Origin of the sequence: Paenibacillus sp. FSL R7-269, assembly GCF_000517865.1 — a bacterium.
In the GTDB taxonomy this organism is placed as follows: domain Bacteria; phylum Bacillota; class Bacilli; order Paenibacillales; family Paenibacillaceae; genus Paenibacillus_AQ.
The window spans coordinates 71,228-93,704 of record NZ_ASPS01000147.1; the positions used below are offsets into that span (position 1 = coordinate 71,228).

The window sequence follows — 22,477 nt, forward strand, 5'->3', positions numbered from 1 at the left end:
GCGCACACCGTGTACAGCTATGCGGTGTGCGCGTACACTTTTTTGACCTTTATCCTTTGACGCCTCCAATGGCAATCCCGTTAATGACCTGCTTCTGGAGGATCAGGAACAGGACCAGCAGCGGCAGAATTGCAGCCACGGAGGCCATCATCATGACGGAGATCTGCGTGCCGAATTCCTCCTTGAAGAACTGCATCCCCAGCGGAATGGTGTACAGCTTGGTCGAATTCAGCATGATCAGCGGCCCCTGGTAATCATTCCAGGTCCAGATGAACTTGATGATCCCAACCGTCGCCAGAATCGGGCGGCTCAGCGGCAGCACGACACTCCAGAAGATGCGCAAGAACCCGGCGCCGTCCAGCTCGGCCGCTTCCAGCATATCATTATGAATGCCGATCATGAACTGGCGCAGCAGGAAGGTGAAGTAGCTGGAGAACATCCCCATCAGAATCAGCGCGGCATGAGAGTCGTAGAGGCCGAGCTCCTTAATCATAATATAGCGCGGAACAAGCGTGGCCTGCTCGGGAATCATCATGAATGCCAGCATCAGGGTGAAGATCAGCGCCCGGCCTTTGAAATCCAGCTTAGCGAGCGCATAACCGGCCATAGCCGAGATGACGATGGTCGCCAGGGTGGAGATCAGGGCGATTTTGAGCGAGTTCATATAGAATAATCCAAATGCCACATCACCCATCCAGACCGCCTTGAAGTTGGCGATTAGATTCCAGTCCGTAGGAATCCACTGAATCGGGAAGGTCCAGACCTCCTTCTCCGTCTTCGAGGCGGCCGACAGCATCCACACCAGCGGCATCAGGAAGAATACCGAGCACAGAGCGAACAGGACCGTGAAGATCAGATTGCCGGGCTTAAGTTTTTTCATTGTCATTGCCTTTCGTTCCTTTCGCCTTGGGCTAGTAATGGACTTTACGGTTCTGGGTCATCCAGGTAATGGAGGTCACCAGCATAATGATCAGGAACAGCACCCAGGACATTGCCGAGGCATAGCCCATTTTGAAGCGCTCGAAGCCTTCCTCATAGATCTGGTACACGATAACAGTACTGGAATAGTTGGGACCGCCGCTGGTCAGGAACTTTATCATATCGAAGATTTTGAAGGAAGAGATCGTGCTCGTGATCGCCAGGAAAAAGGTAGTCGGCCCCAGCAGCGGCAGCGTAATCCGCCGGAACTGTCCGATCCCGCTGGCCCCGTCAATTGTCGCCGCCTCATACAGCTCCTCGGGAATATTCGTCATTCCCGCCAGGAAAATAATCATCTGATAGCCCAGCAGCTGCCAGACATAGATAATCATAATGGCAATCAGCGAGAAGCTGGTATCGACCAGCCAGCGCGGCGGTTCGGAGACCCCAAGCTGCATCAGAATCTGATTGACCGGCCCTTTGGACGGATGGTAGAGTGCCTGCCAGACTGCCGCGATGGCTACCGTGGAACAGATATACGGTACAAAAAAAGCGACCTTGAAAAACGTCTTGGCATACAGCTTCTTATGAATCAGCGCTGAGAGCACTACACCCAACAGCATCGTGACCGGCACGGTGCCCACGGTAAACAGTACGTTATTCTTCAGGGCCAGCAGGAAGCGGTTGTCCCTGAACAGCTCGATAAAGTTATCGAGGCCCACAAAGTTGATTGCCGACAACCCGCCGACCAGATTCCACTCCGTCAGACTGAGGAACAGGCTGAACAGCAGCGGGAACACCGCGATGACCAGCATCCCGATGACCTCCGGCGCAATGAACAGCCATCCGGCGAGCTGCTCCCGTCTCTTGCGCGTCCAATACGTGCCGGCTGCGGGCTTGGCCGTTTTTCGCGTAACCGCAGATTCACTCATCGTATTCTCTCCCCTGCAGTTTCTGCTTCCATATCCGGCAGATAGCCGCCCTCTTCCTTCAGACGGCTGCGCAGCCGGGAGACATCCACGGCATGCACATCGCCGCCGCCATGAGCGGCAGCCAGGGCTGCAGCGAGTCCGGCAGCTTCGCCCATCGCCAGACAGACTGGCATCACCCGGACGCTGCCGAGCACCCTGCGGTCGCAGGAGATCGAGCGGCCGGCGACCAGCACATTGCGCAGCCCGCGCGGCGTAAGGCAGCGGTACGGTATGCCGTGTGATTCTCCGGGCCCGTAGAGCGTAATGGCTTGGCTCGACCCGACGCCGCTCTGCTGCTCCTTCTGTGTGCCGTGCACATCGATGAAGTAGCTGTTGCGGCAGATCTCATTTTCAAAGCTCCGGCGGGAGATGTAATCCTCCGCCGTCAGAACGTAATCGCCAGTAATCCGCCGGGATTCCCGTGTTCCGATCAGTGTACCCGTGCTCATGACAACCGCATTGCTGAAGGCTGCGGGGTGCACAGCGGCCAGCATATCCCGGTAGGCAGCTGCCAGCTTACGCCCCTCTACCAGTGCCCCGGATACGGAGAAGGGATTCGTATTATCGACTCCCCAGAGATGCCCGGCATTGAAGCCTACGGCACGCGGAGCAACCAGATTGTTGCACAAATGGGTGTCCGGAATTGCCGGATATTCCCCCGACCGGACAGCCTTATGGATCGGGCTGTGCGGGTTCTCCGCATGCAGCTTCGGCCCATTCTGATAAGCGTAATCATCCACGTTGCCAAGGATGAAGCAGTGGGTCGCCGGCTGAAGCTCGCCGGTCGCTTCGTCCCCCATCTGGTACTCGGCTCCGGCCCATGCGGCGACATCACCGTCCCCCGTGCAATCGACATAGACAGCCGCGCGGAAGGCCTGCAGACCTCCTTTGTTCAGGAGGAGGAGGGTGGTGATGTTGCCGTTGTCGTCTCTGTCCACATCCGCAAGGGTGGTCAGGAACAGGATATGCGCACCGGACTCCGTGACAAGATCGTCATAGACCCGCTTGAGCTTCTCCGGCTCGATCGGCACCCAGTCCATCGCTTCCTCCGGCACGTGCGGCATTTGTGCTTTCAGATTATTGAACACCTTGGCCGCCAGACCCCGGTAGACCATCTTCTCTTTATCTGAGAAGGGGCACCAGGCCGGTACCAGGCCTGAGGTTCCCATTCCGCCCAGGCTGCCGGTCGCTTCAACCAGCAGGGTCCGCGCCCCTTCTCTTGCCGCCGCCGCTGCGGCGGCGCAGCCCGCCGGACCGCCTCCGACAACAATGACGTCGTAGGCGGTATTCAGCGGGATGGGTTTACTTTTAAGTGTATATGTTCCGTTCTCCATAAGGCCCTCACTTTCCCGGCAGACATCCCTCTTGTGCTGAAGCCGTCTGCCACTCTTCTATGTACTAATTTTAGCAAGAGACTTTTGTGAGTACGGTATAGCTTTCATACGGGTTGATGTGTATTATTTTGACTCTTCGGGGGTGATGTGGGCGGGCTGATGGGGCTGAGTTGGATGATCAGCCGATTCAGAGGGATTTATACACTTCATTTGCTCACCTGGCCCACTTTTGAGGAATTCAGGGGGATTTATACCCCTGAATCCGCAGAAAATCGGCGCGAGGCGGGAATCAGGGGCACTTCTGCTCTTCATTTGCTCACCTAGCCCACTTTTGCCGATATCAGGGGCATTTGTGCTCTTCATTCCCACGCAAAAAAAGGATACAGCCGCAAAGCATCAGTTGGTCAGGATTGCGGCCGTGCCCTTTGCTGTTATCTTACGCAAATTTGCAGAGATTGTTTCATTTTTATTTCAAATTTGACAGAATCGCACTGAGAATTAGGCCTGTGTCCAGCGCCATATCCTCAAAATCAGCCAGGGGCAGCGGATTCTTACCCACTCCCAGCTCGACGGTGAAGCCCGGCTTGCGGAAGCGCTCGATGAACCAGTCCTTGTACCCGGCGTCGCTGCCGGTCAACTCCACCGCCCGGTAGCCGCTGGCCGCTGCCAGCTTAACTGACCAATCCTTACTCTCCGGCGGCTCATAGCCCCGGTAGTTCCAGTAGATCTCAGCCCCCTGGCTGTGCAGCGAGACGGCCGCATCGCCCGGAACACGCTCAGCCAGCGCCGCCAGCGCCGCCGCCTCCGGCTCACTAAGCGGCGCAAGGCCGCTGTAATCGCGCGGAGCCGGGCCGGGCACCTGCCGCCGGGCACGTTCCTCCTCCCAGTGTGCGGGGAACTGGTCCCCCAGATCGACGCCGCGGATGTTCGCCTTCCAGTGCCGGAAGCTGCGCCTGCCGCTGTTCCACCTCATCAGCTGCGCATAATGAGGATGGTCCGGCATCGCCCCTTCCTGCACCAGTTCGACGCCGTCGGGATTCGCCATCGGCACAGCCCAGAGCGTCCAGTCCCGGTGCCAGTCCGCAGGCTGACGTCCGTGCCAGTCCTTGCCTGATTCATACGCGGCAGCATATTCTTCTATGAAGCGCATCAGACATGGGGCCGTCAGCCATTCGTTGGCATGCAGCGCGGCATTCACATGCAGGTGGCGCGGGCCGCTGCCGATCCGCAGCAGGCGGAGCGGCTTGCCGAGTACACTGTGGCCTATAACTTCGCTGCCGGCACAAGAATAGCGGGCCGCAAGCCTTGCAGCATCCGCCTCTACCTCAGCCGGGCCGTATTCCCCGCGCAGATAGACCGCTGTCCCCCGGGTGACTGCCGGAATTACCAGCACCTTACCCGGCAGGCAGACGCGTCCCGAGCTTACCCCGGGATTCAGCATCTCCAGCTCATCTACGCCCACCCCGAACAAGGACGCGATGCTCTGCGCATCGTCCCCCGTCTGCACCGCATACCGCTTGCGCGGTGCAGACGGCAGGAACAGCACCTGGCCCGGATATAAGTAGGGCTGGCTTCCAGCCCATGGATTTCCTTGTATGACATGCTCCGGTGTCAATCCGTGTCTTGCGGCGATACGGCTTACGGTGTCTCCCCTGCGGGCAATGTATTGCTGCATAGGTCTCATCCTCCTGGCCCTCTTGTGCCTGCGTCCCTTACATCTTGCGTGATGACATGCGGGAACCGGCCCTCACGCCTAGTATATGAGCAGCAGCAACGTGTCATGTGGAAATGTAACAACTCGGAGGTGTGCAGAACTGTCCACGAAGAATCCAGCAGCAAAAGACCGGGAAGCCCTCCCGGTCTCATCTTCCGGACATTCCCTGCAAGGGGTTTGTCCCTATTCAGTTCGCCGCTGTAATGCTCTCATCCTACAGAGTGGATACTTGCCATACAACAGGTGTCCGGCTGATCTGCTCGCCCAGCCAGTCCCGGGCGATCCGCTGGAAGATCTCCGCATCTCCGCTGCAGAAGAACTGGTGAATCGGACTCTCATCCCCGCGCGCCAGCTGGCCTTTATCGTAGAGGATGGTGCTGATCTCCCGTGCCGTCTCATCCGCCGAGCTGATCAGCTTGACGCCGGGTCCCATCACCTTACCGATCGGCTCGACCAGGAACGGATAATGAGTGCAGCCGAGAATCAGCGTGTCAATCGGCTCATACTTGATGCCGTTCAGTGATTCGGCCACCGCCAGATGGCTCTCCTCCGAGCGGAATAACCCCTGCTCTACGAAGGGCACAAGCGCCGGGCAGGCTTGGCTGACCACCTGAACAAAGGGAGACAGCTGCTTCAGCGCCGCCGTATAGGCACCGCTTGTAATCGTACCAATTGTGCCGATCACGCCGACCTGTCCGCTCTTGGATGCGCTGATGGCAGCGCGGGCACCGGGGTGAATGACTCCGATCACAGGAATAGCTACCTTGGCGGAGATATAATTAAGAGCTGCTGCTGTTGCTGTGTTGCAAGCAATGACGATCATTTTAGGATTAAATTGAATTAAGTAGTCCACGATTTGTTCAGTGAACAATTTCACTTCCTCAGTGGAACGGGGTCCGTACGGGGCTCTTGCCGTATCGCCGAAATAGATGATTTTCTCCCGGGGGAGCTGTCGCATCACTTCCTTGACAACGGTCAATCCTCCTACACCTGAGTCTAATATTGCTATTGCCTGCTGCACGAACACACCGCATCCTTTAACTCGTTTTGTGTAGCTTATGTAAGGCTGGAATAATGTGTACCAGGATTTCAGCCCCAATTGCAGATAATACCCCATTTGCCGGTTCAGTTCAAGTAGGGAGCTAGAGGAGCCATAATACAGACCCACCCGAAGCCTGCCGTAACACGCAAAAGCCGCCTCCCGCCTGTTCAGCGGAAAACGGCTCCATATCTTTTACATCAAGCTTAGGACAGCTTCCCTGCGGTCTTGCCATCCTCGATAGCTTCAGCTACAGCTGTATCTGTACCAGTCACAGCTTCGATCTCAGCGTCAGCCACGGCGGCTTGCTCCGCAGCTTCATAAGCAGCGATCTCATCTTTTACAGCTTCCACTGCATCTGTGACCTCTACAGCCTGCTCAGCAATACCGCTTACTGTGGCTACATCGGCTTCTTCCACCGCACATTTAGCGGACTTGCTCCATTCCTTCACCTCATGCGCCACCGAGACAACCGCTTCTTTAGCCTTACCATAGATTTCTGTAGTCTTCTCGCTGGCTTGGCCGGCAATCACCTGAACCTTATCCACCGCTTCCGTTGTGCCTTCGGCAATATCCTTACGCAGCTCCTTACCCGGCTTAGGGGCGAACAGCAGCGCTGTCACCGATCCTACAATACTGCCGGCAAGTACGCCCCAGAGCAAGCTTTTGCTATCTTTTTTCATCATCAATCTCTCCTTTGGATTCTATTGTGCCTCTGCCCGGCCACCCGGGCGATCGCCTATTTCTGCTATATCATAAGCATAGAGAGGATGTCCTGTGACTGCTCAGCCCTTGATTTCGGAAGTTTTCTGCTTGGGATTCGGCGTGATAGCATACCGGCAGCATTGGCCGCCCTCCGCCATACACTCACTGCGGGTCACCTTCGCCTCCAGCAGCTCCTCGAACAAATGCTGCTCGCACTGGCAGGCCTTGCGGTACTGGGCAGCTACCTGACGGATGGGACAATTATACTCCCGCAGTGTGTACGAGCCGTCCTCTTCCTTGCTCCACTCCGCCATATAGCCCCCGGCATTCTGAATCGTTGACAGCTCCGCAACCCGTTCCTCCAGCTCACGGCTCTGCATCATAGGGCTGTACTGGGCAAGCATCCGCCGCTTACGGCCTTCAAACAGCATATTGACCGCATCCACACCGCTCCCGTGGTCCAGCTCCCGCAGCAGCTCCAGCGCCAGATTGTGATAGCTTTTGGGAAAATGATCCTCCGCCCGCTCGGTAAGCGAATATACATGCATCGGACGTCCCATGGCCTGGCGCACGACCTTGGTCCTTACAAGCGACTCCTGCTCCAGCTGAAGCACATGGCGGCGGACACCCATCTCGGTAATTCCCAACTCTTCAGCAAGAGCGCTGATCGTCAGCGGACCTCTCATCTTCAGCAGCGTCATAATCATCCGCCGGGTTGAACCGCTCTCCTGACTCTTCTTCGCCATAAAGGACCTCCTTTCTGTCTGATTGCACACGGCTCCGGCTTCAGCTAGCCCGTGACTCCGCTGCCCAGCTCCTGATCCAGATACCGGCGCACCTCACAGGCGAATTTGTCCAGAATATCCGGCAGCGTCCGGGTCATGGGGTGCAGATTCTTGCGTTCCCACACGAAATAATCCTGAACCAGCGGCTTGCGCAAAGCCACAAGCGAAGTCAAATCCTCGTAGATCCCGCTGTCTCCCAGCACCTTTTCCTCATGAATAATAGATATAATATCTTCGTAGCTTCCTGCATCACGCATAATGAACCCGTCAATCAGACAGCTGCCCACATCCGTCACGACTTCAACGGCCAGATGTAAGCACCGTTCCTGCACCAGACCCAGCAGCGTACTGCCGTCCCAGGAAGAAGCTGCATGTGCTAGACCTTCATTAAGATCAGGGATCTGTTCAAGAATAACTTCTATTTGCTTCCGGTTGACATAATACACAGCTGACCCTCCACCCTGCGGTATTTAGTGACCTTCCCTAACATGAACTGCCGTTATTTCCCCCGCCTGCCCCGGCGCTTCAGCCAGAACACCATCACGACACACGCCGCCATAAAAACAATCAGATACGTCAATGCTTCCATCGGATACTCAAGCTCGCGCATTCCGCTCACCGCTTTCCGTGCTTAATGGGTTCCAGCCTTCCAAGTACATGCAGTCTCAGATCTCGTAATCGACTGCTACCGACAGTTCCTTGACCTCGTTAATATGGGCAATGACTTCCTTGTGGGCCGGATGCACCTGATACGCCTGCAGATCTTCCATCGAGGCCACAACGGTGACCAGGGCGATATCGAACGAACGCTCCGAGTGAATCAGATCGGCTCCGACTTCAATGGACAACAGCTGCGGAATTCTTCCTTCCATATTACGGAGGACTGCAACAGTCTCTGCGACCTTGTCCGGGGACCGGTCCTTTAATTTGAAGAAAACAATATGCTTGATCATCTATCCCGCTCCCAGCCTGTTTAATGTGAAATTGATTACTAAAAATATATCATAAACCGCAGCATTACTGAAACAATCTTGGTTCATGACCAAAACAGGAGCTTTGTACTCTGGACGAATGCCGTGATGAAATGGTAAAGTCATTACAGCTAAACTAGATGATCCGTCACTTCATTAAATCAGTACACCCGGAGGTATTATGGCTAAAAATCAGCAAGAAACACATAAAATTCAGGCCTGGTCTCTGATCAACCGCAAATATCTTGGACAAGGCGTACGGGTCAAAAGATTTCGCCGCCCCAAACGCAGCCAGATCCGCAACCGCGTTCTGCTGGCCATCCTGATGGCCAAGGACATGAAGCTCTCCCGGCTTGCAGAAGAGCTCTCCGTTTCCTCACGCAGCGTAAGCGCATGGGTATATGAAGGACGTATTCCCTCCAGAACCAATCTGGACAAGGTCTGCCGCCATTTAGGCTATCCGCCCCATATCCTGTTCAACGAAGCTCTTCTGCGGCAAAGTCCGATTGTGTGCCAGCCGACCCCATCCCGTTTCATGAAAAGAACGCTCGCCCATTCACCGCAGCATAACGCGATTCTGACCGGACTCTGCATGGTTTATGATTTCTCTGTAACCGATGTCAGCATCTGGATCGGCGTCCATCCCGGCACCTTCCGCAAGTGGCTGCATCATTGTCATCTGCCTACCTTGGCCCTGCAAGAGAAAGCCGAGAATTTCTTCCGCATTCCGCGGCATATCCTGTTCGCCGACTGCGAGCTGCATTAACTTCATTAATAGGAAGCCGCAGAATGATTAGGGAACACGCACAGCATCAGTTTCACAGTAAGGTCCTTCTCGCCTCAGAGAGGGGCCATGTTGACGTTTCTTACGCAGAAGGCAGTTACCGTTTGAGCGCAAGGATCGTTCTTAGTATGTATTCATGAGTCCCGCCTTGCGGGCTCTGTAGTGATTCGCTAAAGGAACCTGTCTCCAGAATCTCCGTCCCTGCAAAATGCTCCCGCAAATCAGCATCGCTGAAGAAGTGGGCATATTTATCCTCTTTGTATTCAAAGGTGCCCGGCTCCAACTCTCTTCCGCAGCCGTTATTGGGGTCTTCATCGGAGAAGCTGGTGAAATAGAGCAGTCCTCCGGTCTTGACCTGACTGAGACTGGCCTCAATCAGCCTGCGGCGGTCCTCTTCGAGGAATAAATGCAGAACATCGTAGCAGTAGACAGCATCTACAGGCTGCCCAAGCTGCGGCTCCAGTGCCGAGCCTGCAATAAAGCTCGTTCCCGGGTCCCATGCTGTACCCAGCTCAAGCGCCGGCTCACTTAATTCTATGCCGTATACTATAAAATCAGCAGAGAACACCTTGGTGTTCCGCCCATACCCCGCACCCGGAACGAGCACCGTGGATGCTCCTGCTTCCTGGAATTTCCGCTTCGCCCATTCTGCCGACGGGCTGGGCTCACTCCCCCAGATCATCCCCTCCTGGGCAAATCTTTTACTCCAATATTCTGTCATGCAGCTCCTTCTTTCTGTGGTTCTGAATATGATCCTGCGTGGTCCAAAGATTAACGCCGCTTATTCCGCATGGCATTCAGCAGCTTCACTCCGGCTTCATCCCCACTTGTGTAATAATCATACTCTGGGGACTCTTTGGCATAGAGTGCGATCTTCCCCTCAGCATCGTAGTGGACACCCCAGCCGTATTTCTTGGGCAGCATGGAGGCCCGCAGGCACGGATGATTCTTCGAGAACAGCGCTGCCCAGATCTCCTCCAGGCGCGATTCACGCTCTTCTTCGGGAATGGCCTTGTGCCGCACATACACCTGGTACAGCAGTTCTTCATGGTTATAACGGTAAGGTGAGCCGGCCAGCAGATGATACTGGATAACATGAGCAGGCGGGAGCGGACGATCAGAGACAGGGATGGTTCCGGTCTCCACCGGGCAATCATCTGCAATCCGGATAAAAGTATCGGTATAGCTCATAGGTAAGCCTCCTTCTGTAGGACAATACTATCCTCCTATCATAGTCCACTCTACCCGATCCGGCAAAGTCTATGGACACAGCAAGACGGCTGGCTCCTGTAGCACAGAGAGATCAGCCGCCTTGCCGTTATAGCATCTATGAAGTTAACAGCCTACCAGCTGGACTTGGTAACGCCCGGAATTTGCCCCTTATGCGCCAGCTCGCGGAAGACGATCCGAGATACCTTGAATGTACTCAGATAGCCGCGCGGTCTGCCGGACACGCTGCATCTGTTCTTTTGGCGGGTGGCTGAGGAATCCCGGGGCAGCTTCTGCAGTGCAATTATATCGCCTGCCGCCTTCAGCTCTCTGCGCTTGTCAGCGTACTTCGCCACCAGCTCCTGCCGCTTCAGTTCCTTCACAACCTTGGATTTCTTGGCCACTATAGATCAGCTCCTTCGTTATTATTCGTTCAATGCCTGGATCAGCGCTTCAAGATTCTGCCGCATCAGACCTAGGTAATCTAGATTACGGGCAGCGTCTTCCTCTGTTAATCCTTCGATTGGATTCAGAACAGCGGTCTTAGCTCCTATTTCCTGGGCAATAGTATCGGCGACACTGGAGGAGACCAAGGTCTCAAAAAAGATCGTAGTCACCTTATTCGCCTTGGCGAACTCCACAATCTTAGCCATCTGTGCAGCAGACGGCTCCTGCTCCGGCGACAGTCCGGCAATCGGCACCTGCGTCAAGCCATATTGCTGTGCCAGATAACCAAAGGCGGCATGCTGGGTAATAAAGTCCTTGCGCTTCGTGTTCTGAAGCCCGGCTCTGAAATCCTGATCCAGCTTCTCCAGCTTGGCGATATAAGCATCGCTGTTAGCGTGGAAGGCCGCTGCATTTCCGGGAAAAGCTGCGGAGAGTGCTGCTTCAATGGTCTTAACCTCCCGGATAGCCATCACCGGGTCCAGCCATACATGAGGATCAAGCCCGCCATGATCGTGGTCATGGTCGTGGCCGTGGTCATGATCGTGGTCTGCTTCGCCGGCAGCGGAATCATTATGGGAATGGCCGTGACCGCTTCCTTCGGCTGTGGATTCATCATGATGGTCATGATCATGGTCCGCTTCACCCGCAGCTTCCTCCTCATGACTGTGCTCATGTTCATGTTCTGTTCCTTCAGTAATCTGGAGTCCTTTACTCGCCTCTATCGTAATCAGAGCGCCTCCGTCCGCACCGTCCACAACCTGCTGCGCCCAGCCTTCCAAGCCTGCCCCATTATAGACAAGCACATCTGCATCCGAAATATCGGCCATATCCTTCGCGGTTGGTTCCCAGTCATGCGGCTCGACCCCGGGCGGAACCAGTACCTCCACATTTGCAAGATCGCCGGTAATGCTTTTTGTGAATTCATACATCGGGTAAAAGCTGACCTTAATGTTCAATTTATCCGCTGCCGGTATAGACGAAGCTTCGGCCGTAGCCGCTGGTGTTGCCGCCGGACTACTGGTAGAAGCGGACTTAGTCGCAGTATTGTTGCCGCAGCCGGAGATCACCAGCATGGCGGTCAGGGACAAGGCGGCAAGATGACGGATTCTGAATGTGGACGGTGCTGCCGAATTGGACTTTGCTATGGATTTGAAATTCATCATATGTTGTGAGACCCCTTTTCTTCATTAGCTTGAGATGAATACTGGCTGCGGCTGCGCAGCCTGATCAGCTTCTGCACCGCAATGGCCAACAGCAGAAATAACAGCAGAATAAGTGCAATCGTGCCTCCTGGAGGCGTGTTGATATAGTAGGAAGCTGTAAGTCCGCTGAACACACCGGTCAGCCCCACGCTGACGGAGATTATGATAGCTGCCGTGAAGCCTGAGGCCATCCGCAGCGCAATGGAGGCGGGAAGCACAATCAGAGCCGATACAAGCAGTACTCCCACCACCGGCATGGCTGCGGCAACGGTCATGCCGGTTAGGACAGCGAACGAAAAGGACAACCACCCGGTATGGACACCGCTGATAGCGGCGGTCTCTTCGTCGAAGGTCAGGCTGTACAGCGGGCGGCGCAGAATGATGAAGTAGAGTAGACCGGCTGCGGCCACCACGGCAATCAGCTTAAGCTGAGTATCGCTTACGGCAACGATGGAGCCGAACAGATAAGAGCTGAAGCTCTTGGTCAGATTCTGCTTCAGACTCATCAGCACGACAGCCAGTGCCAGGCCGGAGGTCATAATAATGGCTACCGGAAGTTCGCTGTATGTACGGTAAGAGCGGCGCAGCTGTTCAATAATCAGCCCTCCTGCTACAGCTACAACAAAGCCGCTAAGAGCTGGATTCCATCCCAGTACGGAACCCAGGGCAACTCCGGCAAGGGAGACATGAGACAATGTATCCGCCATCAGCACCTGCCTGCGCAGCATCAGATACACTCCCAGCAAAGGTCCGATTAGTCCGATCAGGCCTCCTGCCCAAAATGCGCGTTGCATGAATTCGTAACCAAGCATGTCCAACCCTCCTGCTCCTTGCGTTCTAGCGTAATCACGGTATCCAGATAAGAACTTGTCTCTTCCAGGCCGTGTGTAACCATAATGACGGTCCAGCCATGGCGGCTGACATAATGCCGCATCAGCTCGTAGAACCCGATGCGGCTGGCAGCATCCATCCCCGTTACCGGCTCATCAAGCACCAGCACCTGCGGCTGCTGGGCCAGCGCACGGGCGATACAGATCCGCTGCTTCTGTCCGCCGGACAGCTCGCCGATTCTCCGGTTACGGTACTCCCACATCTCCACCTGCCGCAGGCTGCTCTCTACAAGCGCCTCCTGCTCCTTAGTGAAGCGGCGGAACAATCCCAGCCCTGAATAACAGCCGGAACGGACCAGCTCAATCACCTTGCTCGGAAATCCGGCATTGAAGGAGGCTACCTGCTGCGGCACATAGCCGACCTTGAGCCTGCCTCCTCCGGTAATTTCCCGGTTCAGAGTGACCGTTCCACTCCAGGGCTTCAACAGGCCCAGCATCAGCTTCAGCAGCGTAGTCTTCGCTGCTCCGTTCGGTCCGGTAATCCCTATGAACTGTCCGGCCTCCAGATCCAGCGACAAGCGGTCAATGACCGGCTCATCCCCGTAACCGAACACCACATCCCTGATGGATGACAAAATCATTATTCCTCCCCCTCTCTTGTCGGCCCGCCGTGCGCTGTAATCACGCTCCCGTGCCTGATTCTATTCCTAATTCTGTGCTTGGTTTCGAGCTTGGTCCTACGGCTGCTGCCGTAGTTATTGCTGCGTCTGGTGTTGGACCACTTGTTGGTTTGGTCCAAGTATGTTCCACGGATTAAACAAAGAAATTAGGCATTGATTTTATTCGTAATATTTACGATTTATATTTCAACTCCATTGATATTATCGTAATCATTACGATTTGTAAACCCAAATCTTCAAATTAATCGTAATCGCACTGATTAACCCTCTTCGACTTAATCCAGTGTGCGGCAAAACATCAAACTCCAAGCCATTCAGAGCGCATACATTCGGCCTATGCGCATCTGCGCCTAAACAATGTATTTGGTTTTTCGCATACATTCGCATTTGCTCCACCTACCTTCGCGGCAACTACTCCCTAACCAGCACAAAGCCGGAATCCTTTGTGCGGATTCCGGCTTTTCAGACTATCAATTACAGAAGCAGTTATTCCTGCCCCGCCGCAAGCAGTTCCTCGACGGGCCAAGGAAGCGGGTTGTTGAATGCCGTCCAGTCCTGCTGCATCTCCTCTGCAGTCAGCAGGCAGCGGTCCAGGCGGGCTTCGATATCCTCACGGTTCATCTGGACTCCGATGAAGACGATCTCGTTCAGCCGGTCTCCCCACTGCCCGTCCCACTTCGCCAGCACATCCGGTTCCGCAGCCAGCACCTCCTGCTGCTGCTCCTCCGGCAGGGTAGCCAGCCAATAACCGGCGGGACCGAACTGGATGGACGGCCCCGCCTGGCTGATGGTCGCTGCCAGATCACCGCTGGCCGCCAGCCAGACCAGTCCTTTTGCCCGGACGACCTCAGAGGGCCAGTTACTGAAGAAGAAGCTCAGCCGCTGCGGCTGGAACGGCGCTCTCCGGCGGTAGACGAAGGAGGTAATGCCGTATTCCTCAGTCTCCGGTGTGTGTTCCTCCTTGGCAAGCTCAGCGATCCAGCCGGATGACTGGCTAGTCTGTTCGAAATCGAATAATCCCGTATTCAGAATCTCGGATAGCTCCACTTGTGCATTCACCGTGCGAATGATCTTCGCCCGCGGCTGAAGTCTGCGCAGAACCGCCTCCAGCTTGTTAAGCTCCACCTCCTCCACCAGATCACACTTGTTAAGCAGCAGCACATCACAGGTCTCGATCTGATCGATCAGCAGATCGACGATATCCCGGAAGTCGCCTTCACCCGCCGTCATATTGCGGTCCAGCAGACTGTCGCCCGAGGCGAAATCATGCCAGAAGCGATTGGCATCGACCACCGTCACCATCGTATCCAGCCGGGCCAGCTCGGTCAGGTCGATATCCAGCTCAGGGTTCGGGTAAGTGAAGGTCTGGGCCACCGGGACCGGCTCACTGATGCCGGAGGATTCAATCAGAATGTAATCAAAACGCCCCTCCGAGGCGAGATGATTCACTTCGCGCAGCAGGTCATCGCGGAGGGTGCAGCAGATGCAGCCATTGGACATCTCCACCAGCTTCTCCTCTGTGCGGGAGAGGCTACTTCCGGATTTTACCAGATTCGCATCCACGTTCACTTCACTCATATCATTGACGATAACGGCTACCTTCAAGCCCTCACGGTTATGCAAAATATGATTGAGCAGGGTAGTCTTGCCGGAGCCAAGGTATCCGCTTAGCACTGTTACAGGAATTTTGTCCATTGTAGTCTCCTTGTATATTATATTTTCAGAATAGCGCGGCTAATCAGCTTAGCGGGTCTCCCGGTGCAGCGTGATGCGCTTCAGGCGCGGGCAATATTTTCTCATCTCAAGGCGTTCCGGTGTCGTTCTCTTATTCTTCGTGGTGGTATAGTTGCGGTCGCCCGTCTCCGTACAGGCCAAGGTAACGATTACTCTCATCTCCATCTTGCTCCTTTCTATTTAATCGTAATTATTACGATTTACACATTCTACACGCTCCAGCCCTCCGCTGTCAACAGCTGTCCCCGAACATTTCAGCTCGCTTAGATTAGTGTTCTTTCCTGAATAAGCTTGACGTATAGATGGAATTACAAGCGGAAGCGGCTTGGCCGCCTTCTTATGGGGACGGTACTATTGGAGCGGGAGAGTGAGCCATGAAGATACCTGTGATTATACTGAGCGGATTTCTGGGGAGCGGAAAGACGACCCTGCTGCTGAGTCTGCTGAAGGAGAGCCAGCGGAGAGGGCTGAACCCGGGAGTAATCATGAATGAGCTGGGCGCAAAGGATGTGGACGGCTATATCCTTCAGGAGAGTACCGGCACAAGTGTGGAAAAGCTGCTGGACGGCTGCATCTGCTGCAGCCGCAAGGAGGAGCTGCCGCGCAGCCTGATCGCCCTGCTGGCACGCCGCCCGGACATCATCTACATCGAGCTTACAGGGGTAGCTGACCCGGATGAGATCGCGAAGTCGCTGCTGGCTCCGGCGCTGGCAGACCGGCTGCAGCTGCACCACGCCATTACGCTGCTGGATGCCGAGAATGCACTGGAATACAGCAGCCGCTTCTCGTCCGACAAGCAGCTCGTCCGCACCCTGCGCAAGCAGATCACCACCGCTGATCTCATCATCGTCAACAAAAGCGATCTGGTAGAACCGGAGACTCTATGGAAGATTGAGAAGATGGTCTACAAGCAAAATTCGGAATCCGAGATTGTCTTCACCCACTACAGCCAGATTAATCTCGCTCCGCTGCTGATAGGTATCGCAGCACGCGGATTCAAGGGCTCTTCTCCCCGGCGCGGCCCCGGCAATATCAGCGGCGCTACCCTCCAGCGGATGAACACGGACAATAGCAGCAGCGGCGGCAGCGCAACGGCAGTACATGAGCCTGAATCCGGGACGGACGGCTCTTTTTCCCAAGTGGCAGCAGTGACGTTAACCGTTCCCTCGGCATGGACCGGAAGCCTCCGGCAGGAGGAGCTGGAGCAATTTTTGCGGCAATGGGGCTACAGTCTACTGCGGGCAAAGGGCCATGTACGGCTTGCAGGCCGGGATTCCGTGCAGCTGGTGCAGCTCGCGGGGAACCGCATCTCCTGGGAGCCTTCAAGTTACCCGGGCCAGCCTTACATCGTCTGCATTGGCCTGAATCTGGACGAGAGGGCGATCAGCCGCAGCTGGGCGGCGTTATTCAGCTAAGAACCTTGTGCGGGAAGGAGCCGATAAACCTTTGACCACCTTTACTCCGTTTAAAATATTGCCGCTGCTCTTTTCCGCCGCTTTTCTGCTTACAGCGGGCAGCCTGTGGCTGCCCGGGCATCTAAGCCTGCTGGACAACGGCTATGTCGACACGTTCAAAACTGCATTCCTCGGCATTTTGCTGGAGGCCTTGCCGTTTGTCCTGCTGGGCGCGCTGCTCTCCTCCCTGCTCCGCGTCTTCGTGCCGGACGAGCTGATCTCGCGCTGGATTCCGCGCCGCGCGGTTCCGGCTATTCTCTTCGGCTGCCTGCTCGGAATCCTCTTCCCCGTTTGTGAATGCGGAATGATTCCACTGGTCCGCCGCCTCATGCATAAGGGGATGCCTCTCTATGTTGCCATCGTCTTCATTCTGTCCGGCCCGATCCTCAATCCGGTCGTCTACGGGGCCACCCTGACGGCCTTCCGCTCCCATCCGGAGCTGGCCTACACCCGGATGGGACTGGCTTTTGCCGTCGCGGCATGTATTGGCCTGATCATCTACGGGACCATCCGCAGATCGCCGCTGCGCCTGTCCATCCGCCGGGAGGGAAGCGAAGAGCAGCATGGCACACTACGCGGGGGCCGGGCGGCGGCGGTCCTGGTGCATACGTCGGATGAATTTTTTGAGATGGGCAAGTTCCTGATCATCGGCTGTCTGCTGACTGCGGGCATCCAGACCTTCATGAATCAGAGCAGCCTGTCCGCCATTGGTGACCGTCCGCTCGGCTCCTACATATTCATGATGGGGCTGGCCTTCGCACTCTCACTCTGCTCCACCTCCGACGCCTTCGTTGCGTCCACCTTCCTGCATACCTTCCCGGCAGGAGCGCTGCTAGCCTTCATGGTGCTGGGACCAATGCTGGATTTCAAGAACGCCCTGATGCTGCTCTCGCTGTTCAAGACCAGATTCGCCCTGTACCTGTTCTTCCTCATTGCCGCGGCCGTCTTCACCGGCTCCGTGCTCGCTTCATTCTGGCTGTAGCTGCCCTGAAAATCCGATTAATTGGAGGAGAATCTGCATGAATAGCTCCGGAAGCATCCGGTTTCACTATGTACTCAGGGCGGTTATTCTGCTCGCCTTCGCCCTCTATATCGGACATCTGGTCCAGCAGGACGCCCTCCATTATTATGTTGCTCCCAAGCTGGCCCGCTGGATCAGATTATGCCCGGTTCCGCTCTCCCTGATGGCGCTCAGCCTCGGGCTCCAAGCTGTGCTTGGCAGAAGCTCTGCCCTCTGCGACTGCGAGCACCGCCTGCCCCGTTCATTCCTGGGCAGCTCCGCGCTGTACAGCCTGTTCCTGCTCCCGTTGTTGCTCGGGTTCCTGCTGCCCGACCGGGCACTCGGCAGTGCCGCAGCGGCCAAGAAGGGCCTTGCCCTGTCTTACACTGCGGTTGAGTCCGGCAACGGGGGAAGGTTCATTCCGGCCAACCCCTATGAGGCCGAATTTGCAAAGCTGGCCGGCCAGCTCTACAGGCAGCCCATCATCCCTGTGTTCCCTGAGATTTTCTCGGAAACGCTGGGCGCTCTTAACCTGTATAAATCGCAGTTCGAGGGCAAGGAAATCTCCGTATCCGGCTTCCTGTACCGTGAGCCGCAGGGGTCCGGCCAATCCGGCTATGCCGTCAGCCGCTTCCTGGTGCAGTGCTGTACGGCAGATGCCACTCCTTTTGGCATTCTCCTGGCGCCGGGTACACAAATAAGCCTGCCCGCCGATACCTGGATTGAGGTTCGGGGCAAGCTTCATGTGACGCTCCGTGAGGGCGTAGAGACTCTGCAGATCGCTCCGCAGAGCATAACCGCTATGGCAGCACCGTCCACACCTTATGTGTACACGAACGCCGATGCCGCAGAGGCATGGAAAGAGCTGCAGCCATAACTAGATGACTGCGTCCAGCGCATCGTCATCCTCCAGCGAAGCCCCCGGGTTCGAGATCTCCACCAGGAGACGGGCCGGAATGCAGATAATCTGCTGCTTCGGCCGGGAGATGAATCCCATGTCCAGCGCAATGGTCAGCGGAGCATCGGAATAGGTCATTTGAATACCATAATCGTATACCTTCAGCGTGTTATGGCCATACCTGGTGCGGATATCAATAATCTGCTCTTCCTTGGTCAGCTGCACAGTCTTGTAGGCTTTGCCGTTCACTGTGATTACTGCCTCCAGCTCCCCTTGCTTATACGGATGATTGTGGTTAGAGAACCACTTGTAACCGTAGATGGAACCGGCGGCCAGCAATACAATGAGAATCAGCAGGAAATCTCCGCGCTTCATCGTTTTCACTCTATTGACCCTTTCGCTTGCCGTTATTCATTCGTAATATTTACGATTTATATAATAGTAATGCAGACAAGGAAAAGCTGTCAACGTGAATAGCGCTCGCTTTGCCTGCCAGCTATCCGGCCTTCTATATTACAAGACTACCTGCGGATGCTGCCCGACCATTCCCTCAGCACTCTGTCCAGCTCTTCCCCACGGATTGGCTTGGGGATAAAGTCCTGCATCCCTGCCCGGAGGCACATCTCTTCATCTTCCTTACGTGCAAAGGCCGTGGCGGCAATAATAACCGGAGACAGCCCCATCGCCTCGCGGATCTGCCGGGTCGCTTCAATTCCGTCCATGCCCGGCATCTGAATATCCATGAACACCAGATCATAATGCCGGGAACGTACAGCTTCTACCGCCTGTTCCCCGTTCACTGCCAGGTCTGAGGAGTAGCCGCGCTTTTTGAGAAAAGTCTGCAGGATCTGCTGATTCACCTGATGATCCTCTGCGACTAGGATAGACAACGGTCCGTACTGGCCCTCGGGATGATCCAGGTTGAAGATCCCGCCCTTATACTCCTGAGTGGCAGCAACTCCTGCCAGCAGCGCTTGGCCCGGCTCCTCCACCGAATACATCACGCCGATGGTGAAGTAGAATTCCGAGCCCTCCCCTTCGACGCTATTCACACCGATAGCTCCGTCCAGCAGCTCGACCAGCTTCTTACTGATCGCCAGCCCCAGTCCCGTCCCGCCGTACTTACGGTTGATCGAAGGGTCCAGCTGGGAAAAGGACTGGAATAACAGGTTCTGGCTGCCCTGCGGAATGCCTATTCCGGTATCAGTTACCGTGAACCTCAGAATCAGCGAGCCCGGCTCCCCGGCAGCCTCCAGCTTCACACAGACGCCGACCTCGCCTTCTTCCGTGAACTTGACCGCATTGCCGACGAGATTCACCAGCACCTGCCTCAGCCTGGTTTCGTCGGTGATGACAACAGCCGGAATATCCGGCTCAATATGGCTGCGCAGAATCAGCCCTTTCTCCTGGATACGCGGATAGAATAGCTCACAGACGTTCTGAACAACCTGCCGGATATCGACCGGCTGGAGATCCAGCGTCATCATGCCGGATTCAATTTTACTGAAATCCAGCACCTCGTTAAGAATATGTACGAGCGCGGCGCCGCTTTTATTAATAATCTGGGTGTAATACTGCTGTTCCTCCGTAAGCTCTGTTCCCGACAGAAGATCCGCCATCCCGATAATTCCATTCATCGGTGTACGCAGCTCATGGCTCATAATCGCCAGGAACTCCGACTTGGCCCGGTCAGCCTTCTCCGCAGATTCCTTGGCACGCTCCACAGCCTTCTCCTCGGTGATATCCCGGAAGACCACCACCGCCCCTTTATGCTCTCCGTTATCATATAGTGCCGTCATCCGGTATTTGACCAGGAAGCTGGAGCCGTCCTGACGCCAGAAAATCCCTTCCTGCTCCTGCTCATAAGAGAGCTTGGTCTTGAGCAGCTCCGCCAGCGTCCGGTGTCCCCCGGGATACAGCTCACCGTCCATCCAGGTCTGCGCGATCGTATGCAGCTTGATATTACCGGCCAGCTCCCCCGGATTATACCCGAGCATGACAGAGGCAGCGGGATTAATAAATACGGTCTCCCCCTCCAGATTCATGCCAAAAATCCCCTCCGACACAGAGTTCAGGATCAGCGCATGCTCATAGCTAAGCTTCTCAATCTGCTCCAGATACCGCTTAGGCTCTGTAATATCACTGGTAATGGCGAATACGCCGACCACTTCATGATCAATCAGCATAGGGACATAAATCATCCCCACCTCCACCCGCTCGCCGTCGTGACGGATCACCCGGGTATCGAAGGTCTGGGCCATGCCTCCGGCTGCCGCCAGAAACCGCATATTCACATGCTCCAGCTCATCCTCTTCAATAATCTCACAGTAACTGGAATGTATTAGGGTCTCCCTGCTGTATCCAGTCAGCTGCTCCAGACTGGCGTTCATTGACTGAATGTACCCCTGCAGATCCATGGCACTGATGGCAGACGGATTGTATTCGAAAAGCGACTTGTAGCGGTTCTCGCTCTCACGCAGCTGCTCCTCCATCCGTTCACGCTCGGTCACATCCTGCACCATACCGCGGATCTGCTGAACCTTGCCGGAGGCATCCAGGATCACTTCCCAGTGTGCGTAGAGAGACTTACGATCCTCACTACCCTTCACTCTGAAAATCGCCTCGCCCTTAGCCCCGGACTTCAGCGTATAATGCAGCTCTTCACGCAATCTGTCCAGGTCCTCCGGCACTACACAGTCAAGCAACTGAGTATAATGGACCACGGTATGATTTCCGCAATTCCCGCCTAATTCAAAGATAGCCATCAGCTGGCCGGAGACGATCAGCTGCTCATAGATGGAATTCCACTCCCAGGAGCCCATTTGTCCAAGCTCCTGCGCGGCAGCCAGCATATCTTCAACCTTCTTCCGCTCGGTGATGTCACGGGCAATCGTCAGGATCTGCCGTACTTCGCCTTCACGGTTCCGCACCACCTGAAGGGAGCTTTCAATCCAAAGATAATGGCCGTCCCTATGCCTGACCCTGCGTGTGAAGGTGTCACTGTCAGAGTAGAGCTTCCCCGGCTCAGTCATTTCCAGCGCATCCGCTTCATGGTAATATTCCGTTTTGTTGCGGCCGATCATGCCGCTTGCCGGATAGCCGAGCAGCGTTTCGACTGACGGGGAGACGTAGCGCAGCGTCCCGTCAGGATCGGAGAATGAAATCATATCCGGAGTGTGCTCCGTAACCAGCTCGTAGAGCTGGTGGTCCTCCTCTATCTTCTTCTCCGCGATCTTGCACGCGGTAATATCCGTCATCTCCGCAACCAGATGGGATGGACTTCCAGTCTGTTCATCAATGATCAGAAAAAGATGCAGGGCAACCCAGAGCATCTCGCCATTCTTATGTACGAACCGCTTTTCGGTATCTACAGCCATATCGGGACTGCTTATTAAATCATTCATAATCTGCCCGTGATGAAGGGTATACCCTTCATCCGGAAAGACGATATCCTGGTAACGCAGCTCCTTGAGTTCGGTCTCGGTGTATCCCAACATCCCGCAAAGCGCAGGGTTGGCCATGAGCATAGTTCCATCCGTAATGGATACTGCCGCATATCCTATTGAGGACCGCATGTACAAGTGCTTAAATAGTGTGTCGGACAAAGCTAGAGCCTCCTCTGAGAAAATGGGGGACATAATTTAGTAACATTATACCTTTTATTCGGAATTTATGCTCCAGACCTAAAGTCCCGCTAATGATGGTGTGCAGGACAAGCTGCCGCTGGAAACGGTGCATATTCACACACAAAATAACCCCACAAAGTGGGGCTTTAGCGCAGGTGATGACTCAGGTACTTTGC

Annotated in this window: 23 protein-coding genes; 4 read left to right on the plus strand and 19 right to left on the minus strand. The window is 55.3% G+C overall.

Annotation, left to right across the window (positions count from 1 at the left end; all coding sequences use genetic code 11):
* Window positions 1-49: 49 nt before the first annotated feature.
* From C162_RS33275 to C162_RS33315, 9 genes are all read right to left on the minus strand, one after another.
* Window positions 50-886, minus strand: coding sequence for a carbohydrate ABC transporter permease (locus tag C162_RS33275; RefSeq protein WP_036702263.1), 837 nt, complete (start codon window positions 884-886; stop codon window positions 50-52).
* A 25-nt stretch (window positions 887-911) separates the two neighbouring features.
* Window positions 912-1,850 carry a carbohydrate ABC transporter permease gene (locus C162_RS33280; protein WP_036702264.1) on the minus strand — a complete coding sequence of 313 codons (939 nt, stop codon included), beginning with the start codon at window positions 1,848-1,850 and terminating at the stop codon, window positions 912-914.
* Window positions 1,847-3,223, minus strand: a complete 1,377-nt coding sequence (locus C162_RS33285) for an FAD-dependent oxidoreductase (protein ID WP_036702266.1) — start codon at window positions 3,221-3,223, stop codon at window positions 1,847-1,849. Before C162_RS33285 ends, C162_RS33280 begins: the two co-directional genes overlap by 4 nt.
* Window positions 3,224-3,689: 466 nt before the next feature.
* Complete coding sequence (locus tag C162_RS33290; protein WP_036702268.1) at window positions 3,690-4,898, minus strand: M14 family metallopeptidase; 1,209 nt, start codon at window positions 4,896-4,898, stop codon at window positions 3,690-3,692.
* A gap of 253 nt (window positions 4,899-5,151) precedes the next feature.
* The gene (gene racE, locus C162_RS33295) at window positions 5,152-5,958 is read right to left on the minus strand and encodes a glutamate racemase (RefSeq protein ID WP_036702270.1); all 807 of its coding nucleotides are present in this window, start codon (window positions 5,956-5,958) and stop codon (window positions 5,152-5,154) included.
* 224 nt (window positions 5,959-6,182) lie between these two features.
* The gene (locus C162_RS34920; RefSeq protein ID WP_084649125.1) at window positions 6,183-6,662 is read right to left on the minus strand and encodes a YtxH domain-containing protein; all 480 of its coding nucleotides are present in this window, start codon (window positions 6,660-6,662) and stop codon (window positions 6,183-6,185) included.
* A gap of 99 nt (window positions 6,663-6,761) precedes the next feature.
* Window positions 6,762-7,427: a helix-turn-helix transcriptional regulator gene (locus tag C162_RS33305; protein WP_036702271.1), complete on the minus strand. Its 666-nt coding sequence runs from the start codon at window positions 7,425-7,427 to the stop codon at window positions 6,762-6,764.
* Window positions 7,428-7,471: 44 nt separating this feature from the next.
* Window positions 7,472-7,912 (minus strand): DUF86 domain-containing protein, encoded by a 441-nt coding sequence (locus tag C162_RS33310; protein ID WP_036702273.1) that lies wholly within the window; start codon window positions 7,910-7,912, stop codon window positions 7,472-7,474.
* Between the two features lie 219 nt (window positions 7,913-8,131).
* Window positions 8,132-8,419 carry a Dabb family protein gene (locus C162_RS33315; protein ID WP_036702274.1) on the minus strand — a complete coding sequence of 96 codons (288 nt, stop codon included), beginning with the start codon at window positions 8,417-8,419 and terminating at the stop codon, window positions 8,132-8,134.
* A gap of 199 nt (window positions 8,420-8,618) precedes the next feature.
* Here C162_RS33315 and C162_RS33320 point away from each other — a divergent pair, with 199 nt between their 5' ends.
* Window positions 8,619-9,203: a helix-turn-helix domain-containing protein gene (locus C162_RS33320; RefSeq protein ID WP_036702276.1), complete on the plus strand. Its 585-nt coding sequence runs from the start codon at window positions 8,619-8,621 to the stop codon at window positions 9,201-9,203.
* 115 nt (window positions 9,204-9,318) lie between these two features.
* Here C162_RS33320 and C162_RS33325 read toward each other — a convergent pair whose 3' ends face one another.
* From C162_RS33325 to rpmG, 8 genes are all read right to left on the minus strand, one after another.
* Window positions 9,319-9,942, minus strand: a complete 624-nt coding sequence (locus C162_RS33325) for a class I SAM-dependent methyltransferase (RefSeq protein WP_036702277.1) — start codon at window positions 9,940-9,942, stop codon at window positions 9,319-9,321.
* A gap of 50 nt (window positions 9,943-9,992) precedes the next feature.
* Complete coding sequence (locus C162_RS33330; RefSeq protein WP_036702279.1) at window positions 9,993-10,412, minus strand: DUF6157 family protein; 420 nt, start codon at window positions 10,410-10,412, stop codon at window positions 9,993-9,995.
* Window positions 10,413-10,564: 152 nt separating this feature from the next.
* Window positions 10,565-10,834, minus strand: coding sequence for a 30S ribosomal protein S14 (gene rpsN / locus C162_RS33335; protein WP_036702280.1), 270 nt, complete (start codon window positions 10,832-10,834; stop codon window positions 10,565-10,567).
* Window positions 10,835-10,855: 21 nt separating this feature from the next.
* Window positions 10,856-12,040 (minus strand): metal ABC transporter substrate-binding protein, encoded by a 1,185-nt coding sequence (locus C162_RS33340; RefSeq protein ID WP_235218605.1) that lies wholly within the window; start codon window positions 12,038-12,040, stop codon window positions 10,856-10,858.
* A complete protein-coding gene (locus C162_RS33345; protein WP_036702281.1) occupies window positions 12,037-12,897 on the minus strand; it encodes a metal ABC transporter permease in 861 nt (286 codons plus the stop codon). Before C162_RS33345 ends, C162_RS33340 begins: the two co-directional genes overlap by 4 nt.
* Entirely contained in the window at window positions 12,843-13,550 is a 708-nt protein-coding gene (locus C162_RS33350; protein ID WP_036702282.1) for a metal ABC transporter ATP-binding protein, read from the minus strand. The genes C162_RS33345 and C162_RS33350 overlap by 55 nt, the downstream gene beginning before the upstream one ends.
* A gap of 525 nt (window positions 13,551-14,075) precedes the next feature.
* Window positions 14,076-15,284, minus strand: coding sequence for a GTP-binding protein (locus tag C162_RS33355; RefSeq protein ID WP_036702283.1), 1,209 nt, complete (start codon window positions 15,282-15,284; stop codon window positions 14,076-14,078).
* Between the two features lie 48 nt (window positions 15,285-15,332).
* On the minus strand, window positions 15,333-15,482 hold the full coding sequence (rpmG, locus tag C162_RS33360) for a 50S ribosomal protein L33 (protein ID WP_036702285.1): 150 nt from the start codon (window positions 15,480-15,482) through the stop codon (window positions 15,333-15,335).
* Window positions 15,483-15,697: 215 nt separating this feature from the next.
* On the opposite strand from rpmG, the gene C162_RS33365 reads away from it, so the two are divergent.
* The 3 genes from C162_RS33365 to C162_RS33375 are packed head-to-tail and all read left to right on the plus strand — an operon-like array spanning window position 15,698 to window position 18,654.
* Window positions 15,698-16,738 (plus strand): CobW family GTP-binding protein, encoded by a 1,041-nt coding sequence (locus C162_RS33365; RefSeq protein ID WP_036702287.1) that lies wholly within the window; start codon window positions 15,698-15,700, stop codon window positions 16,736-16,738.
* A gap of 31 nt (window positions 16,739-16,769) precedes the next feature.
* A complete protein-coding gene (locus tag C162_RS33370; protein ID WP_036702288.1) occupies window positions 16,770-17,759 on the plus strand; it encodes a permease in 990 nt (329 codons plus the stop codon).
* A 37-nt stretch (window positions 17,760-17,796) separates the two neighbouring features.
* Window positions 17,797-18,654, plus strand: coding sequence for a TIGR03943 family putative permease subunit (locus C162_RS33375; RefSeq protein ID WP_036702290.1), 858 nt, complete (start codon window positions 17,797-17,799; stop codon window positions 18,652-18,654).
* On the opposite strand, the gene C162_RS33380 is transcribed toward C162_RS33375, so the two are convergent.
* Together C162_RS33380 and C162_RS33385 are read right to left on the minus strand one after the other, a co-directional pair.
* Entirely contained in the window at window positions 18,655-19,050 is a 396-nt protein-coding gene (locus tag C162_RS33380) for a NusG domain II-containing protein (protein WP_036702292.1), read from the minus strand.
* A 146-nt stretch (window positions 19,051-19,196) separates the two neighbouring features.
* Window positions 19,197-22,280 carry a PAS domain S-box protein gene (locus C162_RS33385; protein WP_036702293.1) on the minus strand — a complete coding sequence of 1,028 codons (3,084 nt, stop codon included), beginning with the start codon at window positions 22,278-22,280 and terminating at the stop codon, window positions 19,197-19,199.
* Window positions 22,281-22,477: the final 197 nt, after the last annotated feature.